This is a genomic window from Arenibaculum sp. (assembly GCF_035998295.1).
Classification (GTDB): domain Bacteria; phylum Pseudomonadota; class Alphaproteobacteria; order Azospirillales; family Azospirillaceae; genus DASYHS01.
In genome coordinates, this window is sequence record NZ_DASYHS010000109.1 from 1 (window position 1) to 19,037 (window position 19,037).

The window sequence follows — 19,037 nt, forward strand, 5'->3', positions numbered from 1 at the left end:
CCGTCCTGACCCGGCGGGGTTCGATGGGGACCGGGGTGAACGCCATGATCTGGGCTCCTTGCCGGGGGCGGCTATTTGCGGCGCAGCGCGGCCTGGAGGGCGCGGCGCCGGCGGCGGTTGAGGACGGGGGTGGCCGGGGCAGTGGCCGGGGCGGCGGCGGGGACCGGAACCGGGACCGGGGGCCGCTCGGCCAGGTCCAGGAGCAGGGCGGCGGACAGGTCGTCGGGTTCGTCCTGCGCGTCGGCGAAAGCCGGCAGGCGGGCGTTGGCGCGGTTCCTCATGGGATGGAGGTGCATCAGGCGGTCGATGGCGCGCGCGGCGTTGGCGAGCTGGTCCAGCTCGAACGCGCGCTCGACCAGGCGGATCAGCCAGCCCTCCAGGCGGTCGAACATCGCGGCATGGGCGGCCGCGCGCAGGGCCTTCAGTTCATCGACCCGCCGGCGCACGGTCTCGTTGGCCATCAGCTCCGAGCCGCGCTCGCGCGAGGATTTCGGCGCGTAGCCGGCCATGCGCGCGGCGGCGGCATAGGACGTGCCCTCCGCGACGAAAGTGCAGAACAGGTCCTGGCGGGAGTTGAGCGACGCTTCGGCGACCATGGCGCATGCACCTTTCTAGGTAAACATACCCCAATATAGGAACTTAATAGGAACAACGTCAAGTGGCACTGCAATTGCAGGACCGGAAGGTCCGAGACCTCGCCACCACCACGACGGATCGATGCTCCGCATCCCGACGCTCGCCATCGCTGCCCTGCTCGCCGCCGCCGGCCCCGCCGGCGCGACCGGCACAGGCACGGCCACGGGCACGCTCCAGCTCAAGGGCGCGGTGTTCAAGAACTGCTCGATCGCGATCCAGGAGGCGGCGGCGACGCTGGACATCGTCGGCGGCGAGACCGCGCGCCAGGTCGCGACCGTGTCGGAGCGGTGCAACAGCAAGCTCGGCTACGAGATCACCATCGTGTCGAGCAACTCCGGCGTGATGCGGGCCGACGGCGCCACCGCCGCCTATACCCTCGTCTATGACGGCCAGGTCAGGTCCCTGGGCACGCCGTGGACGATCACGCGCGGCGACAGAAGCAACAAGGCGACCACCGCGGTCGTCGGGGTGACCCTGCCATCGACGCCGAACGCGGTCGCCGGCACCTATACCGACACGGTGACGATACAGATCGCCCCGAAGTGAGCGGCCGGCCGCCCGGCCGAAACTGCCGCCCCCCCAGCAAGAACTTCCCCCCGGGTCGGCAGAATTTTCCGGCCACGCTCCCGGCGTCCCGAAACCCCCTCCCGACATTTCCCTAAAATTTGGCGGAATTCCTGGAGTTCGCGGTCCCGGCACGGGCCGGCCGGCAGTTGGCATCGCGCTTGCCAATGAGAAAGGCAGAACGGACGCCCCGGGCGCCGACCCAGCCAGAAAGGACCACCGCCATGTTCCGCACCCTGACCATCGCCGCCGCCGCCACCGCCACCCTGATGTTCGCCGGCGCCACCCAGGCCTCGACCTCCGGGACGATCCAGCTCAAGGGCTCGGTCGCGAAGGCCTGCACGGTCAGCGTCAGCGACATCAACACGACGCTGGACATCAGCGGCGGCGAGAGCTCGCGCTCGGTCGGGACGGTGGTCGAGAACTGCAACAGCGGCGCCGGCTACGACATCACCATCACCTCGTCCAACGCCGGCGCGCTGCGCTCGGGCAACGAGGCGGTCAACTACACGCTGGTCTACGACAACCAGAGCCAGACCCTCGGCTCGCCCTGGACCCTGACCCGCAGCGGCGCCCAGTTCAACAAGCAGGTCACGGTCGGCGTCAGCATCCCCGCCAAGCCGAACGCCGTCGCCGGCACCTACACCGACACCCTGACCATCCAGATCGCCGCCAAGTGAGCGGCAGGCCGGATCGCCGCCGAGCGCATGCAAGGCAGCGCCCCGACACCGCCGCCGACGCCGCCGACGCCGCCGCCGCCGACGCCGAGGTCGTTGAGTCATGGTTAAGGAATTTTCGGTATTCCTTCAGGCCGAGAGTTCTCATCGGGACGGTCCGAACCATGTCTTGCCGAAACCTGCTGGCCGCGCTCGCGGCGGTGACGGGGCTGCTGCTGGCATCCGCGGAGCCGGCGGCCGCGTTCCGCCTGGTGCCCATCGAGATGGAGTTCGCCCCGACCGGGCGGGGCGCCACCCAGGTGTTCCGGGTCGAGAACGACCGGAACGAGCCCGCCGCGATCGAGGTCCGGATGATGGCGCGGGCGATGGAGGCGGACGGCGCCGACCGGCTGGCGCCGGCGGACGAGGAGTTCGTCGTCTTTCCCGAGCAGATCGTCCTGATGCCCGGCGAGAGCCAGAGCGTGCGCGTCCAGTATGTCGGCAAGCCGGCGCTGGAGGCGGAACGGGCGTACCGGCTGATCGCGGAGCAACTGCCGATCGATCTCGGCGGCGGCGGCGCGCAGGGCGGCCAAGTGCGGCTGCTGGTGCGCTACGTCGCCTCGGTCTACGTGATGCCCGACGGCGCGCGGCCGGAGGTGCGGGTGACCGGCGCCGGCGCCGTGACCGAGGGCGGGCAGCGCCTCGTCGAGCTGACGGTGGAGAACGCCGGCACGTCGCACCAGATCCTGGCCGGACCCCGGCTCACGCTGTCGGGCCCCGGCGGCGCGATCACGCTGGAAGGCGACGCCGTCGCGGCGCTGAGCGGGGAGAACGTGCTCGCCGGCACGCGCCGCCGGTTCCTGCTGCCCTGGCCGCCCGATTTGGGCGAAGGCCCCGTCACCGCGTCGCTGACCCTCGCGCAATGACTCTGCGCCGGCCGGTGGCCGGAAGTGCGGGGACCCGGCGCCGGCCGGTGGCCGGAAGTGCGGGGATCATGCCGCGGCTCGCGGGCGCGCTCGCGGTCGGGCTGGCGGTGGGCACGGCGTGCGGGCCGCTGCACGCGCAGACGCAGCAGGACATCTTCCGCCAGGTCTTCGGCGCCAAGGCCCGCCCGGCCACCCGCCAGCTCGACCTGCCGGTCGTCCTGGACGGCCGGGAGGCCGGGGCCGTGCGCGCCGAGATCGGCCCGGGGCCGGACGACGCAGCACTCGACCTCGCCATGCTCGCGGACCTGCTCGACGCGCATCTCCAGCCGGACGCCGTGCGCGCGCTGCGGGATCTGGGCGCCGGTTCCGCGCCGCGGGATCTGGGCGCCGGTTCCGGCCTGACGCCCGCCGGCGAGGTCGCGGTCGACGGCATGGCGGTCGAGGTCGACCAGGCGACCTTGGCGCTGCGCGTCACCACCGCGCCGACCCTGCGCCGCACCGTCGTGCTCGACCTGGCGCCGCAGCCGGGCCTCACCGATCCCGGCGAGCTTCTGGCCCCCGCCTTCGTCAGCGCCTATGCCAATCTGCGCTTCTCGCAGGCGTGGCACGACCTCGCCGGGGAGAGCCGGGGCAACGGCCGCCAGCCCCTCGGCGGCTCGGTCGACGCCGCCTTCAACCTGTACGGCTGGGTCGCGGAGGCCGAGGCGTTCTACCGCGAGGACGGCGAGGCCGTCTGGCAGCGCGGCGACATGCGCCTGCTGCGCGACTTCCCGGACCACAGGCTGCGGGTGGCGGCCGGCGACATCGGCTATCCGCTGGCGGGCTTCCAGGCCGGGCGGCCGCTCGGCGGGCTGGCGGTGGCCAGCAACTTCCTCCTGCGCCCTTACGAGACCTTCACCCCCTCGGGCCAGCAGGCGTTCGTCCTGGACCAGCCCTCGCTGGTCGAGGTCGAGGTCAACGGCCGGCCGACGCGGGTCTTCCGCCTGGCGCCGGGGTCATACGACCTGCGCAACCTGCCGGGCACGGCCGGGACCAACGACGTCACGGTCAGGATCACCGACCCGTCCGGGCGCGAGGAGGTGATCGCCTTCCCGTTCTTCTTCGACAACCGGCTGCTGGCGCCGGGGGTCCACGAGTTCGCCTATGCGGCCGGGCTGCCGTCGCGCGTGGACGGCGAGCGCTACCGCTACGACGAGGAGCTGGCGACGCTCACGGCGCTGCACCGGGCCGGGCTCAGCGAGCAGCTCACCGTCGGCGCCAACCTCCAGGCCGACCGCCGGCAGTGGCTGGTCGGGGGCGAGGTGCTGTTCGCCACGCCACTCGGCACGTTCGGCCTCGAGCCGTCGGCCAGCGGCGTCGAGGGGGCGGACACCGGCTACGCGGCGGCGCTGCGCTTTCGCGACTACCGCAGCGGCGGCGAGATCTGGCAACGCCGGAGCGTCACCGCCCAGGCGATCTGGCGCAGCGAGGACTTCGCCGCGCTGGGGACGACCCGCCCGAACAACCCCGTGTCCTGGGACCTCGCCGCGCGGATCGGCCAGCCGGTCACGACGTCGACGTCGCTGACGCTGGGCACGCGCTACCAGGTCGGGCGCGGCGCGACCGGGGATGCCGCGAGCGCGGAGCTCGGCATGCGGACGAGGGTCGCCCGCGGCCTCTATTTCGACGTCAGCGCCGAGCACCTGCGCAACGCCGACGGCACGCGCGAGACCGTCGGCTATGCGAGCCTGCGCTTCACCTTCGCCGACGGGCGGCACGCCGCCGGGGCGAGCTACGACACCGCCAGCAAGGAGCGCCGCCTGGAGTGGCGCTACCAGGACGCGCAGCCGGTCGACGCCCTCAGCGTGTCGGCCGACGTCGCCCGCGACCCGAGCGGCGACAGCCTGACCGGTGCTGCCGCCTACGTGCATCCGCGCTTCTCCGCCTCGCTGCGCCACGACCGGGTCGAGCGGCCGTCGTCCTCCATCACGGGCGGGGCGGCGGGCGGCGGGCGCAGCGGCATGGACAGCCGCAGCTCCGCCAGCTTCGCGACCGCGCTCGCCTTCGCCGACGGGCATCTCGCGGTGTCGCGGCCGATCACCGACAGCTTCGCGATCGTCGTGCCGCACCGGCGCATCGCCGACCGGGAGGTCGGCGTCGACCGGTTCGGCGACAGCTACGTCGCGCGGACGGACCTGCTCGGCCCCGCGGTGGTGCCGAGCCTGTCGTCGCACCGGCTGCGCCCGATGACGATCGAGGTGCCGGACGCGCCGGCCGGCTACGACCTCGGCGAGGACCGGCCGACCCTGCTGCCGAGCTACCGCAGCGGCACGGTCGTGCCGGTGGGGACCGACGGCGTCGCCAGCGTGGCCGGCGTGCTGCAGGGCCCGGACGGAGCACCACTCGGCCTGCAGGCGGGCGTGCTGGAGGGCCCGGACGGCGCGCAGACCACGTTCTTCACCAACCGCACGGGCCGGTTCCGCATCGACGGCGTCTCGCCGGGCGCGTGGCGGCTGGTGCTGACGACGATGGAGGCGGCCCCGGTGGCGGTGAGCGTGCCGGCCGACGCCGACGGGACGATCGACCTGGGCGTGGTGGTGCCCCGATGAGCGTCCGGCACGCATCTCTCCTTGCGGGACTGCTGGCCGGGCTGGCGGGGGCGGCCATCCTCGCTCCCGCGCAGGGCGAGGCGGCGGCCTGCCGGCTGCGGTTCGAGAGCGTGAACCAGGTCCAGTTCCCCCGCCAGTACGACCCGTTCGACAACGGCAAGCCGTCGACCCGGTTCGAGATCGCCGTCGCCAGGGACGGCGCGGGCTGCGACTTCGCGGTCGGCGCCGATTCCGGCCAGCAGCCCGCGGGCATGCGGCGGATGGCGTCGGGGGACGGCACGCTCGCCTACATGCTCTACACCGGCGCCAATCGGTCGCGGCCGCTGCTGGACGCGTCGGGCGGCGGCACGGAGACCCTGCTGACGGGGCGGTTCAACGGCAACAAGGACACGGACGAGCTGGATTTCCACGGCGAGATCCCCGACGGCCAGGTCGTGTCCGCCGGCCGCTATGCCGACATGGTCACCTTCATCCTGTACGAGCTGGAGGGCGGCATCCCCGGCGCCGTCCTCGACACGCGCATGATCCGCGTCGAGGCGGTGGCGGCGCCGGTCGCGAGCTTCGAGGTGGTCGTGGACGGGGCGCGGCGCAAGCTCCAGGGCACGGTCGGCAAGCTCGACTTCGGCGAGCTGGAGACCGGGGAGCGGCTGGGCTTCGACCTGGAGGCGACCGGCAACCTCGGCTACGAGATCGAGATCGAGTCGGAGAACGGCGGCCAGTTCGTCGGCCAGGGCGAAGCGAAGGATTCCGTCGTGCCCTACGTCATCGTCATCGACGGCAGGGTGCTGCAGCTCGGCCAGCGCGCCCGCGTGCCGGTCGAGGCCGCGACCACGAACCGGCGCTCCCTCAACCAGCACCGGATCGAGATCGAGATCGGCGACACGGCGGGAGCCGTGGCCGGAAAGTACCGCGACGACCTGACGCTGACCGTGACGGCCCAATAGACGATGGCCCAGTAGAACGGAGGAGACCGAGCATGCGCCCCACCCTCGCCTTCCTGGCCGTGCTGCCCTTCGCGGGCTTCGGCCCGTCCGTCCTCGCGCCGGCGCCGGCGCTCGCGGACAGCGGCCGCATCCGGCTGGTCGCCTTCGTCCAGCAGAACTGCTCGGTCGCGATCGAGGACCACCGCACGCTGCTCGACCTGGCGGGCGGGGTGCGCACGACCACGGTGGCGGCGATCGAGGAAAGCTGCAACGCGCCGACCGGCTATACGATGACGCTGTCCTCGCGCAACGGCGGCAGGCTGGTCGGCGAGCGCGGCGGCAGCATCCCCTACACGCTGCTGTACGAGGGTGCGGGGACGGACGGGAGCGGCGGGCTGACCGTCTCGCGCAGCCTGCCCGGGACGGCGCGCCACGAGCTGGCGGTGCGCGCGGGCGACGGGGACGAGGCGATCGCGGACGCCTATGACGACGTCGTCACGGTCACGATCGAGGCGAAGTAGGAGGGGGCGGCCCTCGATCCGGTACGGGCTGCCGCGCCTGTCCCGCCCCTATCAACGCCAGCTTGGTGTATGGCGGCGGATCAATCACCAGGACGAAGCTTGCCGATTGCGCGGAAATGTTCGCGCATCCTCGACAGCTCTCCGTAAGAACCCTCGATCGCCGCAACATCGTGCTCGTCCGGATCGACGGCGCCCCAGTTCAGATGAATCCCATGCCGGCGTGCGACGAGAGTAAAGAACACCTTCTGTGACCTGCCATTGCCTTCGCGGAATGGATGAACCTCATTCAAGGCGACGTAGGCGTCGGCCATGCCGTCCAGCACGTTGGAGAACGGCGCTCGTCCGAGGTGCCGCAGCGAGCCTTCAGCCCGGCAAGCGCCCTTTCGCCTTCGATCCCGATGCGGTCAGGGGCGCAGAAATCCGACTTCCCTTTGAAGTTCTCCTTCGAAATGAAAACGGACCGGTACTCGCCTGCCCAATCGTAAACATCGCGAAACAGCGCCTTGCGGACCGTCCGCCAAGCGGGCATCGATACCTGAAGAGGACGCCTCGCGACACGATAGCCCTCTAAAAGCTCTGCCGCCGACGCCTCCACGATCTCGTATTCGGCTCGTGCCAACACGTCCGCGTCGGTGATGCCGAGCTTGTTCCTGAGAACGAAGGTGTCCGGGATGAGATAGGGATCAGCCATTCCTCTTCCAGCGACCAAGCACCCGTTCCTTGAACGTGCGGGCGCTGATCTCGCCGGAAGCGTAGCTGTCGCGCAGATGTTCGTATTCGGGCGTCGGGCGAAGTCCCTCGAACGCGGAGATCGCCGCGATCTGGCCGACCTCCTCGCGGCGTGCCGCGATCTCGAGGCGGCCAATCGCCGGACGCCTCATGGCCCCGTCGAGGCGGAGTTCTGCTCGGTAACTGGCGTACTTGCCCACGTGGATCTCCCGGCCCCTGAAGGCACCATCCGATTATCAGATGGTTGCCGGCATGGCGCAATACCAGCTAGGGCTTGTTTCCGGTGACCGGCCAGGCATGGTTGAGGGGGCCGTGGCCGGTGCCGTAGCCGGGGGCGGTGAGGATGGCGCGCTCGACATAGGTGCGCGCACGGACGACCGCCGCGCGCAGGTCCAGGCCCTGGGCGATGCCGGCCGCGAGCGCGGAGGCGAGCGTGCAGCCGGTGCCGTGGGTGTGGACGGTGTCGATGCGCGCGGAGGTGAAGGTCTCCTCCCCGTCGGCGGTCAGCAGCAGGTCGGTCACCGTGGCGCCCTCGACATGCCCGCCCTTCAGCAGCACCGCGCGCGGGCCGAAGGTCAGCAGCTTCGCCGCGGCGCGGCGCATCCCGTCCAGGTCGCGCACCGGCATCCCCGTCAGGGCCTCGGCCTCCGGCGCGTTCGGCGTCACGACATGGGCCCGCGGCAGCAGCCGGGTCTCCAGCGCCCGGGCGGCCGTCTCCTGGAGCAGGCGGTCGCCGCCCTTGGCGACCATCACGGGATCGACCACGACCGGCACCTGGGGATAGTCGACCAGCACGCCCACGATCGCCTCGATCACCTCGGCGCTGTTCAGCATGCCGGTCTTCACCGCGTCGGCGCCGATGTCGTCGAGCATCAGGCGCATCTGCCGGACCACGAAGTCCGGCGGCACCGGCAGGATGCCGAAGACGCCGCGGGTGTTCTGGGCGGTCAGCGCCGTGATCGCCGTGGCCGCGTAGCCGCCGAGTGCCGTGACCGCCTTGATGTCGGCCTGGATGCCGGCCCCGCCGCTGCTGTCCGAGCCGGCGGCGATCAGCACGCGGCCCTTCATGGCGCCGACCCCGAACCGGCCGCCTCGCTCTCGATCGCGGCCGCGATCTCGGCGACGACCGCCTCGACCAGGGCGCCGTCGTCGCCCTCGGCCATGACCCGGATCAGCGGCTCGGTCCCGGACTTGCGGATCAGCAGCCGCCCGGCAGCACCCAGGCGGCTCTCGGCGTCGCGGATCGTCCGCTTGACCGCCACCGCGTCGAGCGGCTGGCCGCCGGCGAAGCGGACGTTGCGCAGGAGCTGGGGCACCGGCTCGAAGATGCGGCACACCTCGCTGGCGGGCCGGCCGCTCTGCTGGACCACGGCCAGGACCTGGAGGGCGGCGATCAGGCCGTCGCCGGTGGTGGCGTAGTCGCCGAGCACGATGTGCCCGGACTGCTCGCCGCCGACGTTGAAGCCGTGGCCGCGCATGTGCTCGACGACGTAGCGGTCGCCGACGGGGGTGCGGGCCAGCGCCAGGCCGATCCCGCCGAGGAAGCGTTCCAGCCCGAGATTGGACATCACGGTCGCGACGACGCCGCCGCCGCGCAGCCGGCCGTCCGCCGCCCAGGAGCGCCCGACCAGCGCCATCAGCTGGTCGCCGTCGACCTGGCGGCCGGCCTCGTCGACGAGGATCACCCGGTCGGCGTCGCCGTCGAGCGCCACGCCGATATGGCAGCCCTCGTGCACCACCAGCTCCTGCAGGGCGGCGGGCGAGGTAGCACCACAGCCCTGGTTGATGTTCAGACCATTGGGCTGGACGCCCGCCGTCACCACCTCGGCGCCCAGCTCCCACAGCACGGTCGGGGCGACCTTGTAGGCGGCGCCGTTCGCACAGTCGACCGCGATCTTCAGCCCGTCGAGCCGCAGGCCGCGCGGGAAGGTCGCCTTGGCCGCCTCGATGTAGCGCCCGCTGGCGTCGTCGAGGCGCCGGGCGCGGCCGAGCCCGGCGGCGGACGCGAGGTCGGGCCCGAAGGGCAGCGCCATGCGCGCCTCGATCGCCGCCTCGACCGCGTCCGACAGCTTGTAGCCGTCGGGGCCGAACAGCTTGATGCCGTTGTCCTGGAACGGGTTGTGGGAGGCGGAGATCACGACGCCGAGATCTGCGCGCAGGCTGCGGGTCAGCATCGCGACGGCCGGGGTCGGCATCGGGCCGACCAGGACCACGTCCATCCCCATGGAGGTGAAGCCCGCGGTCAGCGCCGGCTCCAGCATGTAGCCCGACAGCCGCGTGTCCTTGCCGATCACCGCGAGGTGCCGGTGGTCGCCGCGCCGGAACTGCGCCGCCGTGGCCATGGCCACCTTCAAGGCCGTCTCCGCGGTCATGGGCTCCGTGTTGGCGGTCCCCCTGATCCCGTCGGTCCCGAACAGCTTGCGCGTCATCTCGCCCCTCGTCTCGCTCCGGTGGCCGTTGCCGTTATAGCAGATCACCCGCCATACGGAACCGGGTTGGCCCGGCCTACGCCGCCTCGATCGCCGACCAGACGGCACGCGCCTGGACGGTCTCGGCGACGTCGTGGACGCGCAGGATCGCAGCACCCTGCCGCACCGCCGCCAGCCCGGCGGCCAGGGAACCCGCGAGGCGTCCGGTCGGTTCCTCGCCGCGGCCGAGCCTTGCGATGAACCCCTTGCGCGACACGCCGACCAGGATCGGTACGCCCAGGCCGTGGAACAGCGCGGTCGAGGCAAGCAGGTCGAGGTTGTGCGCGACCGTCTTGCCGAAGCCGATGCCGGGGTCGACCGCGAGGTCGGCCGGGGGGATGTTCGCGGCCAAGCAGGCGTCGAGGCGCGCCTCCAGCCATTCGAAGACGTCGAGCGGCGCATCGTCGTAGACGGGATCCTGCTGCATCGTCCGCGGCTCGCCGCGCATGTGCATCAGCACCACGGGCACGCCGGCCCGGCGCACGACGCCGAGGCTGGCGGGATCGCCGGCCAGCGCGGTGACGTCGTTGACGATCCGCGCCCCCGCCGCCACCGCCGCCGCCATCACCGCGGCGTGGCGCGTGTCCACCGACACCAGGGCCCCGCGCTCGGCGAAATGGCGGATCACCGGGACCACGCGCCGGCTCTCCTCGTCCGGGTCGACCGGCTCGGCGCCCGGACGGGTCGATTCGCCGCCGACGTCCAGGAGGTCGGCCCCCGCCTCCAGCAGCGCCGCGCCATGGGCAATGGCCGCGTCCCGGGCGAGGAACCGGCCGCCGTCGGAAAAGCTGTCCGGCGTCGCGTTGACGATGCCCATGACCGCCGCCCGGCCGGGCGCCAGCCCCGCGAAGGCGGGCCGCGGCCGCACCAGCGGGTCGAGCGACGCTTCGAGGCCGCGGGTGCGCGCCCAGGCGAGGACGTCCGCCGGGGCCGCGACGGCGCGCGCCGCCGCGGCGCCTTGTGCCGGGCGGAGCGCCGCCTCGACGGCGGGGCCTTGGCGGAGCGCCGCCTCGACGGCGGCGAAGGCGAGCGGGCCGCCGGCCAGCGGCAGGGCGCTTCCGGCCTCGACCGCGCGGCGCGCGGCGGCGCCGGACAGGATCGCGACCGGGCGCAGGAACAGCCGCGCGCCTTCGCCGGGTTCCGGCAAGCAAAAGCCCCGGAGCGATCCGGGGCTTGCCGCCGGCTCCGCGGAGGGAGCCGTCATGGTGCCGTCCCCCCGCTCAGGTGCCGGGCTGGGGCTCGGGCTCGAAGCCGCCGGTGTCCTTGCCGGTGGTCGGGACCGACGCCCGGCGGCCGGCCGCGGGCGGCTTCGGCTGGGGCGGGCTGTCGGCCTTGTCGGTGCGCACGATCGGCTCGCCCCGCAGCAGGGCGTTGATCTCGTCGCCGGACAGGGTCTCGTACTCGAGCAGGCCCTTGGCCAGCGTGTGGAGCTGGTCGATGTTCTCGCTCAAGATCCTGCGCGCGGTGGTGTAGGCGTCGTCCACGACCCGGCGGACCTCCTCGTCGACGGTGCGCGCCGTCGCGTCGGACATGTTCTTGTGCTGGGTTACGGAATGGCCGAGGAACACCTCCTGGCTCGGCTCGCCGTACATCAGGGGGCCGAGCTTCTCGCTCATGCCCCACTCCGCCACCATCCGGCGCGAGATGTCGGTCGCCATCTTGATGTCCGAGGAGGCGCCGGTCGTGACCCGGTCCACGCCGAAGATCAGCTCCTCGGCGACCCGGCCGCCCATCGCCACCGCGAGGTCGGCGACCAGCTTGGCCTTGCTGAGCGAGATGCGGTCGCCCTCGGGCAGGCGCATCACCATGCCGAGCGCGCGGCCGCGCGGGATGATCGTCGCCTTGTGGACGGGATCGCTGTCCTTCATGTGGACCGCGACGATCGCGTGCCCGCCCTCGTGGTAGGCGGTCAGGCGCTTCTCGTCCTCGGTCATGACCATGGAGCGGCGCTCCGCCCCCATCATCACCTTGTCCTTGGCGCCCTCGAACTCGGCCATGCCGACGACGCGCTTGCCCATGCGGGCGGCGAGCAGGGCCGCCTCGTTGACGAGGTTGGCGAGGTCGGCGCCCGAGAAGCCCGGGGTGCCGCGCGCGATGATGCGCGGGTTGACGTCGGGCGCCAGCGGCACCTTGCGCATATGGACCTTGAGGATCTTCTCGCGGCCCAGCACGTCCGGGTTCGGCACGACGACCTGGCGGTCGAAGCGGCCGGGACGCAGCAGCGCCGGGTCGAGCACGTCGGGGCGGTTGGTCGCGGCGATCAGGATCACGCCCTCGTTCGCCTCGAAGCCGTCCATCTCGACCAGGAGCTGGTTCAGCGTCTGCTCGCGCTCGTCGTTGCCGCCGCCGAGGCCCGCGCCGCGATGCCGGCCGACGGCGTCGATCTCGTCGATGAAGATGATGCAGGGCGCGTTCTTCTTGCCCTGCTCGAACATGTCGCGCACCCGCGACGCGCCGACGCCGACGAACATCTCGACGAAGTCGGAGCCCGAGATGGTGAAGAACGGGACGTTCGCCTCGCCCGCGACCGCGCGCGCGGTCAGGGTCTTGCCGGTGCCCGGCGGGCCGACCAGGAGCACGCCCTTCGGGATCTTGCCGCCGAGGCGCTGGAACTTCTGGGGGTCCTTCAGGAACTCGACGATCTCCTCGAGCTCCTGCTTGGCCTCGTCGATGCCCGCGACGTCGTCGAAGGTGACGCGCCCGACCTTCTCGGTCAGCAGGCGGGCCCGCGACTTGCCGAAGCCCATCGCCTTGCCGCCGCCGGACTGCATCTGGCGCATGAAGAAGATCCAGACGCCGATCAGGAGCAGCATCGGGAACCAGGACAGCAGCACGCTGAACAGCGACGGGACGTTGCTGTCGTCCGGCATGGCGCTGATCTTGACGTTGTTGTCGGCGAGCCGGCTGACCACGTCCGCGTCGGGCGGCGCGTAGGTGCTGAAGGAACGGCCGTCGACGAAATGCCCGCTGATCTGGTTGCCCTTGATCGTGACGTCGGAAACCTGCCCACGCTCGGCCTCGGCGAGGAACTCGCTGAACGCGACGGTGGACTGCGGCGTGCGGGTGGATGAGCTTTGGAACAGGTTGAACAGGGCCACGAGCAGCAGCCCGATGATGATCCAGAGCGCCAGATTCTTACCGAAGTTGTTCACGGTCCATGCCTTTCGTCGAAACGCCCCTCGCACCGCTTGGCCCACCGAGCCGGCACGTCGGGCGCCACGCCTCGACCATTCAGGAATTCCACAAGAGTAGATAATGCCGAGCCGCGTTCAAACAACTGGGAAAGAGGCACCACCGATCGACCGGGGCGGCGCGAATGCGATCGCGATGCCCGTATCGCCGGCCCGATCACCGGCCGGATCGCCGGGCGGAAGCGGGCCGCAGCCGAGGATCGGCGCCGAGACCAGCTCGTCGCCGCGCCAGATCGCCGGTGTTCCCAGAGCCACGGCATGGGGCATCCGCTCCTTCACGAGATCGCGCCGGCGCGCCGGCAGGGCCCGCCAGCCGGCATCGCCGAGGCGGGCGAGCACGAGACCCTCGCATCCGCCGGCGGGGACCGTCACGGAGAAACGCCCGTCCCAGAGCGCGGTTTCACCGGGCATCGGCGTTAGCCGTTGAGAGACGGCTTCGGGCTCCCGGCACACCAGCACCCGGCCGCGCCAGTCCCGGACGAGGCAGCCGGCGGCCGTCCGCGCCTTCGCGGGGCCGTCGAGGAGTGCCGCGCGCAGCCGCTCCAGGCGGTCGAGCCTGATCGGGCGGCCCGAGCCGCCGACCGCCCCGAGGACGCCGGCCAGCGCCCGCAGCGCGACCTCCTCCGCGGCCCGGCCGAGAGAGTCGCGCTCCAGGAGCGCCCAGCCTTCCGGCCGCAGCACGGCCGCCTCGGCCAGCAGCCCGGCCGCGGCGCGCTCCAGGGCCGAGCGCGCCCGCGCGCAGCGCCGGGCGGTCGCGGACAGCGCTTCCGGGCCCAGGCCCTCCCGGCGCAGCAGCCCGGCCGCCGCGCGCAGGCGGGCGCGGGCGAATCGGGCGGAACCGTTCGACGGGTCCTCGATCCAGGGCAGGCCGCGGGCCTCCAGCGTCGCGCGCAGGCGCGCGCCCGGGACGCCGAGAAGGGGGCGCAGCAGCCGGCAGGCGCCCAGCTCGCGCACGGGCGCGATGCCGGCGAGGCCGTCGACGCCGCTGCCGCGCGCCAGCCGCAGCAGCACGGTCTCCGCCTGGTCGTCGAGGTGGTGGCCGAGCAGGACGTGGAGGATGCCCTCGGCGCGGCAGCGCGCCTCGATCAGGCGGTAGCGGGCCTCGCGCGCGGCCTCCTGTATCCCCGTGCCCGGCTTGGGCCCGGACCATTCGAGGACCGCATGCGCGACGCCCAGGGCCGCCAGCCCGGCGCCGACGGCGCGCGCCTCCGCGGCGCTGTCCGGGCGCAGCCCGTGGTCGACCGTCAGCGCGAGCACGTCGCCGCCGCGGGCGCGCGCCCAGTCGCGCGCGAGCAGGCACAGCGCCATGCTGTCGGCCCCACCCGAGACGGCGACCGCCAGGCGGGGCCGCGGCTCGAACGGGCCGAGCCGGGCCAGCAGGCGCGCGAACTCGCCCTCACCGATCGGAGGGTGGCCGGGGGGATCGGGGTCGGGGGAAGCCGCCGTCACTCAGCCGCAGCCCAGGCGGCCGCGCTCCTGGTCGGCCCGGCGCTTTATGATGGCGCTGGCGTCCGGGAACTCCTGGTCGAGCTGGGCGAGGGTCAGGCAGGCGTCGTCGCGCTGGTTCATCGCGGCCAGCGACATGCCGAGCTTCAGCAGGTTGTCGGGCGCCTTGGAGCCCTTGGGGTTCTTCTGGTAGCCCTCGGCGAAGGCGACCGCGGCCTCCCGGTACTTCTGGCGCACGTAATAGGTCTCGGCCAGCCAGTACTGGGCGTTCGAGGCGAGCGCGTGGTCGGGATGGCCGGAGATGAACTGCTGGAGTGCGGCTTCCGCCTGGGGGTAGTCGGCGTTGCGCAGCAGGCCGAAGGCGTGGTCGTACTGTTCCTGGGCGCTGCCGGTCGGCAGCGAGCCGCCCGCCGCGGCCGTCTGCGTGCCGGCGGCCTGGGTCTGGTTCCCCTGGTTCTGGCCCGCGCCGTTCGCGGACGAGGCGGCCTGCTGGTTCGGACGGGGCGCCTGCCCGGAGGGCTGGGCGGCGCCGGTGTCGGTGCCGGCATTCCCGCCCGACAGCCGGGACTCGATCTCGGAGAGGCGGTAGTCGAGGTCGGACTGCAGCGTGTCCAGGCGCTCGCGCGCCTGCGCTACGCCGTAGGCGGTCTCCTCGTATTTGCCGGTCAGGACCTGGAGCTCGCGCTCGATGCGCGTCAGGCGGACCTCGAAGTCGGCGGCGAGGCTGGACGGCACCCCTCCCGCGGCGGGTGCGGCCTGGCCGGTCAGCGGCGCGGGCGCGCCGCCGCCGCGATAGACCTGGCGGTTCAGGGTGTCGACGTCCGTCTCCAGCCGGTTGATGCGGTTCATCAGGCTCTGGAGGTCCTGGGCGCCGGCCACGCCGGGAAGCGCGGCCCCGGCCACGGCGCAGGCCACCGCCAGAGCCGCGGCCAAGCCCCTGGCGGTCCTGGATACAGGGCTGCGGCGCGCGGGGTGCGGGTTGGAGGCAATCTCGGTCATGGCGTCATCAATCCGTCTAGCGCGACCGCCGGTCCCGCCGGGGGATTGCCCGCTGGGGGATTGCGGCCGCCCACACCCCGGAGGATGCGAGCGAAAACCAGGCAAAAGTAAGGCGCCACACCCGGGCCGGCCGAAGCCGGAGGGAGCGGCGCCTCTTCTCGTCGCCCTGCAGGCGCGAACGGCGCGCGCAGGGCCGGTCCGGAACCGTCGATCTGCTGACGGCGGAGCCGTCGGATCAGTTGACGGCGGAGCCGTCGGGTCAGTTGACCGCGGTCACGCCGCGACGGTTCTGCGCCCAGGCGGCCTCGCTGGAGCCGAGGACGGCCGGACGCTCCTTGCCGTAGCTGACGGTCGAGACGCGGTTCGCGTCGACGCCGCGCGCGACCAGGTAGTTCTTCACCGCGTTGGCGCGGCGCTCACCCAGCGCGAGGTTGTACTCGCGGGTGCCGCGCTCGTCGGCATGGCCTTCGACCGTGACGGTGACGCCGCGGTACTGGTTCAGCCAGCCTGCCTGCCGGTCGAGCGTGGCCCGCGCCTCGGGCGACAGGTCGAACTGGTCGAAACCGAAGAACACGCGGTCGCCGACATTGACGACCAGATCTTCCTGGGAACCCGGCGTCGGGCCGGCATTGACCGCACCCTGCGCGGTCGAGGCGCCGCCGGTCGGCTGGACCGTGCCCGTCTCGGTCGGCGCCGTCTCGCAAGCCGCGAGCAACGCCACTGCGGCCACCAGGCCCAGAACTTTCAAACGCATTTTAAAGACCCCCTACAGCGACATACGTTGTTTTGCACGCAGCAAACATTGCCAGGAACGCTTCTCTACCGCTTCGCGCCGTTTGCTTCCGGTCTTTCCCGCCTGTATTTCCACGTCCTACGTGCGGTGGGCAAAGTAATGTGGTGCCGCTAGGGAATCAAGGGCGACCAAGCGGGGTCCGATGCGTCCAACGGCGTGAAAACCTCGCGTTCGTTGAAACCGGTGAGGTCGATGCTGTAGAGCCGCGCAACGCGCGCGCGCCCACCTTCGCCGGACGCCCTCTCCTTGAAGTACATCAGCACCCGTCCATTGGGCGCCCAGGTCGGCCCTTCGACGTGGAAAGCCTCGGTCAGCAGGCGTTCGCCCTTCCCGTCCGGCCGGATCACGCCGATGTAGAAGCGGCCCTGGTGGATGCGGGTGAAGGCGATCAGGTCGCCGCGCGGAGACCACACGGGGTTGGCGTAGCGGCCCTCGCCGAAGGTAATGCGCTGCACGTTTCCGCCCGAAGCGTCCATTACGTAGAGCTGCTGGGAGCCGCCGCGGTCCGACTCGAACACGATGCGCGCGCCGTCGGGCGAGTACGAGGGCGCGGTGTCGATGGCCGGGCTGTCGGTGAGCCGCTGGGTGCGGCGCGTGCGCAGGTCCATCGCATGGATGTCGGTGTTGCCGCTGGACGCCAGCGACATCACGACCTTGTTGCCGTCCGGCGAGAAGCGCGGCGCGAAGCTCATGCCCGGGAAGTCGCCCAGCACTTCCTGGCGGCCGGTGTCGATGTTGAACAGGTACACCCGCGGCCGCTTGTTGTGGAAGCTGAGGAAGGTGATCTCCTGCGTGCTCGGCGAGAAGCGCGGGGTCAGCACCAGGGTGTTGCCGTCGGTCAGGAACTTATGGTTCTCGCCGTCCTGGTCCATGATGGCGAGCCGCTTCTTGCGGTCGTTCGCCGGGCCGGTCTCGGAGACGTAGACGATCCGGGTGTCGAAATACCCGTCCTCGCCGGTGATCCGCTTGTAGATCGCGTCGGAGACGATGTGCGCCATCCGCCGCCAGTTCTCCGGCACCGTGGTGTAGCCGACGCCGGTGAGCTGCTGCTCGGCGAAGACGTCCCACAGCCGGAACTCGACGCGCAGGCGCCCGTCCGGCTGGACCTCGACCTTGCCGCTGACCAGTGCTTGCGCCTTCAGCACCCGCCAGTCCGCGAAGCGCGGCTGGACCTGGAGCGAGGCGGCGTCCTGGATGAAGGCGGTCTTGTCGATCGGCCGGAACAGGCCCGAGCGTTCCAGGTTGGCGGCGATCACCTGCGAGACGTCGCGGCCGATCTGGGCTTCGTTCGCGCTGCGGCCGACGAAGTCGGTGACGGCGATCGGCATCGGCTCCACCGAGCCGCTGGTGATGTCGATGCGCAGTTCCGCGAGCGCGGGCGCGGCGCCGGCGAGAACCACGGCGAAGAAGGCCAGGATCGCGCGGCAGGCCAGCCGGTGCAGGATCCCGATTGAAGCGGACGTGGTCAAAGCAAGGCCTCTGGCGTGTGGAACGTTGATCCGGACATACGATAGTTGCAATCGTGTCGCCACTGTGGCGGTGGCTGGCGGCGGTGTTGGGTTGGGGGCGTTCTGCCCTCACCCTCCCAACCTCCGGTTGGGCCCCTCCCTCTCCTGTTGCACGGGAGAGGGGAAATTCCGGCCCTACAGGACGTCGCGGGGGCTGAAGACGAACACCGTGTCGCGCCAGGTGTCGTAGCGGTCGGGCGGCAGTTCCAGCGGGTTGCAGCGCGGGTTGCGCACGGCGCGCAGCGCGCCTTCGGCGACCGTGCGGAACACCCGGTCCGAGCGCATGCGCGCGGCGTCCACGATCTCGGCCGACTCGACGGTCCGGTCCTGCCCGATGCGGACCCGGATCTCGACCACGATGTCGCGGACGTTGGGCAGGCCCGGATCGACCAGCCAGCAGCCGCTGACCTGGCGGCGGACCGCGTCCATCTCGCTGATGGACAGACGGTCCGACAGACGCGGCGCGGCGCTGTTGGACGGCGTATCGGGCGCGTCCGCGACCTCGGTCTCGGGAGCCTCCTCCGGCGCCGGCGGGTCCTCGCGCTTGGTCAGGTCCTTCAGCAGGTTCTGGAACTGCGGCTTCTCCGGCTCCTTCTTGGGTTCCGGCTTGGGCGGCTCGGGCTTGGCCGGTTCGGGCTTGGCCGGTTCGGGCTTCTTGGGCTCCGGCTTCGGCGGCTGGGGCTTCGGCTTCGGCGGCTCGACCTTCGGCGGTTCCGGCTTGGGAGGCTCGGGCTTGGCGGGCTCCGCCTTGGGGAGCTCGGGCTTGGCGGGTTCGGGCTTGGCCGGCTCCGGCTTGGGGGGTTCGGGCTTCGGCTGCTGGGCCGGCGGCGGGGGCGTCGGCGGCTCGGGCACGCGCGGGGCCTGGGCGAGCTGGGTCGGCGGCTCGGGCGTGCGCGGCGTCGGGACCGGCGGCGGCTCGGGTGTGGCGGCGGCCGGCGGCGGGGTCGCGGCCGGCGGGGCCGGCCGGGCGGCGGGCCGGGGCGGCGGGGTCGGCGCCGGCTGCGCCTCGTCGATCCGGGTGTTCGTGATCTCGCCGATGTCGACGATGTCGACCGGGATCGGCTGCGCCGGCATCACGAGGGCCGTCGG

At 72.1% G+C, this 19,037-nt stretch carries 19 protein-coding genes; 6 read left to right on the forward strand and 13 right to left on the reverse strand.

The window, feature by feature from the left end; genetic code table 11:
• Positions 1-71 precede the first annotated feature (71 nt).
• A complete protein-coding gene (locus tag VGO20_RS11540; protein ID WP_327502492.1) occupies positions 72-596 on the reverse strand; it encodes a terminase small subunit in 525 nt (174 codons plus the stop codon).
• A gap of 121 nt (positions 597-717) precedes the next feature.
• Here VGO20_RS11540 and VGO20_RS11545 point away from each other — a divergent pair, with 121 nt between their 5' ends.
• The 6 genes from VGO20_RS11545 to VGO20_RS11570 all read left to right on the forward strand — a co-directional run bounded on the left by VGO20_RS11545 (position 718) and on the right by VGO20_RS11570 (position 6,814).
• Entirely contained in the window at positions 718-1,182 is a 465-nt protein-coding gene (locus tag VGO20_RS11545) for a hypothetical protein (protein WP_327502493.1), read from the forward strand.
• A gap of 242 nt (positions 1,183-1,424) precedes the next feature.
• A complete protein-coding gene (locus VGO20_RS11550; protein WP_327502494.1) occupies positions 1,425-1,880 on the forward strand; it encodes a spore coat protein U domain-containing protein in 456 nt (151 codons plus the stop codon).
• 161 nt (positions 1,881-2,041) lie between these two features.
• On the forward strand, positions 2,042-2,782 hold the full coding sequence (locus tag VGO20_RS11555; protein WP_327502495.1) for a fimbrial biogenesis chaperone: 741 nt from the start codon (positions 2,042-2,044) through the stop codon (positions 2,780-2,782).
• A 68-nt stretch (positions 2,783-2,850) separates the two neighbouring features.
• Positions 2,851-5,370: a fimbrial biogenesis outer membrane usher protein gene (locus VGO20_RS11560; protein ID WP_327502496.1), complete on the forward strand. Its 2,520-nt coding sequence runs from the start codon at positions 2,851-2,853 to the stop codon at positions 5,368-5,370.
• On the forward strand, positions 5,367-6,314 hold the full coding sequence (locus tag VGO20_RS11565; RefSeq protein ID WP_327502497.1) for a spore coat protein U domain-containing protein: 948 nt from the start codon (positions 5,367-5,369) through the stop codon (positions 6,312-6,314). The genes VGO20_RS11560 and VGO20_RS11565 overlap by 4 nt, the downstream gene beginning before the upstream one ends.
• A gap of 32 nt (positions 6,315-6,346) precedes the next feature.
• Positions 6,347-6,814: a hypothetical protein gene (locus tag VGO20_RS11570; RefSeq protein ID WP_327502498.1), complete on the forward strand. Its 468-nt coding sequence runs from the start codon at positions 6,347-6,349 to the stop codon at positions 6,812-6,814.
• 80 nt (positions 6,815-6,894) lie between these two features.
• Here the strand turns inward: VGO20_RS11570 and VGO20_RS11575 are convergent, their stop codons facing one another.
• The 12 genes from VGO20_RS11575 to VGO20_RS11630 all read right to left on the reverse strand — a co-directional run.
• The gene (locus VGO20_RS11575; protein WP_327502499.1) at positions 6,895-7,125 is read right to left on the reverse strand and encodes a hypothetical protein; all 231 of its coding nucleotides are present in this window, start codon (positions 7,123-7,125) and stop codon (positions 6,895-6,897) included.
• Positions 7,101-7,505 (reverse strand): hypothetical protein, encoded by a 405-nt coding sequence (locus VGO20_RS11580; protein WP_327502500.1) that lies wholly within the window; start codon positions 7,503-7,505, stop codon positions 7,101-7,103. The genes VGO20_RS11575 and VGO20_RS11580 overlap by 25 nt, the downstream gene beginning before the upstream one ends.
• A complete protein-coding gene (locus tag VGO20_RS11585; RefSeq protein ID WP_327502501.1) occupies positions 7,498-7,743 on the reverse strand; it encodes an antitoxin VbhA family protein in 246 nt (81 codons plus the stop codon). Before VGO20_RS11585 ends, VGO20_RS11580 begins: the two co-directional genes overlap by 8 nt.
• 67 nt (positions 7,744-7,810) lie before the next feature.
• Positions 7,811-8,611, reverse strand: a complete 801-nt coding sequence (gene thiD / locus VGO20_RS11590; protein ID WP_327502502.1) for a bifunctional hydroxymethylpyrimidine kinase/phosphomethylpyrimidine kinase — start codon at positions 8,609-8,611, stop codon at positions 7,811-7,813.
• Positions 8,608-9,972 carry a phosphoglucosamine mutase gene (gene glmM / locus VGO20_RS11595; RefSeq protein WP_327502503.1) on the reverse strand — a complete coding sequence of 455 codons (1,365 nt, stop codon included), beginning with the start codon at positions 9,970-9,972 and terminating at the stop codon, positions 8,608-8,610. The genes thiD and glmM overlap by 4 nt, the downstream gene beginning before the upstream one ends.
• A gap of 76 nt (positions 9,973-10,048) precedes the next feature.
• Positions 10,049-11,158 (reverse strand): dihydropteroate synthase, encoded by a 1,110-nt coding sequence (gene folP, locus VGO20_RS11600; RefSeq protein ID WP_327502504.1) that lies wholly within the window; start codon positions 11,156-11,158, stop codon positions 10,049-10,051.
• Positions 11,159-11,231: 73 nt separating this feature from the next.
• Positions 11,232-13,163: an ATP-dependent zinc metalloprotease FtsH gene (gene ftsH / locus VGO20_RS11605; protein ID WP_327502505.1), complete on the reverse strand. Its 1,932-nt coding sequence runs from the start codon at positions 13,161-13,163 to the stop codon at positions 11,232-11,234.
• A gap of 117 nt (positions 13,164-13,280) precedes the next feature.
• Entirely contained in the window at positions 13,281-14,651 is a 1,371-nt protein-coding gene (gene tilS, locus VGO20_RS11610; protein ID WP_327502506.1) for a tRNA lysidine(34) synthetase TilS, read from the reverse strand.
• Positions 14,652-15,647, reverse strand: a complete 996-nt coding sequence (ybgF, locus tag VGO20_RS11615) for a tol-pal system protein YbgF (RefSeq protein WP_327502507.1) — start codon at positions 15,645-15,647, stop codon at positions 14,652-14,654.
• Positions 15,648-15,906: 259 nt separating this feature from the next.
• Positions 15,907-16,401, reverse strand: coding sequence for a peptidoglycan-associated lipoprotein Pal (pal, locus tag VGO20_RS11620; protein ID WP_327502508.1), 495 nt, complete (start codon positions 16,399-16,401; stop codon positions 15,907-15,909).
• A 149-nt stretch (positions 16,402-16,550) separates the two neighbouring features.
• Positions 16,551-17,909 carry a Tol-Pal system beta propeller repeat protein TolB gene (tolB, locus tag VGO20_RS11625; protein ID WP_414639798.1) on the reverse strand — a complete coding sequence of 453 codons (1,359 nt, stop codon included), beginning with the start codon at positions 17,907-17,909 and terminating at the stop codon, positions 16,551-16,553.
• A 174-nt stretch (positions 17,910-18,083) separates the two neighbouring features.
• The coding region (locus tag VGO20_RS11630; protein ID WP_327502509.1) for a cell envelope integrity TolA family protein at positions 18,084-19,037 on the reverse strand (954 nt) is incomplete at its 5' end.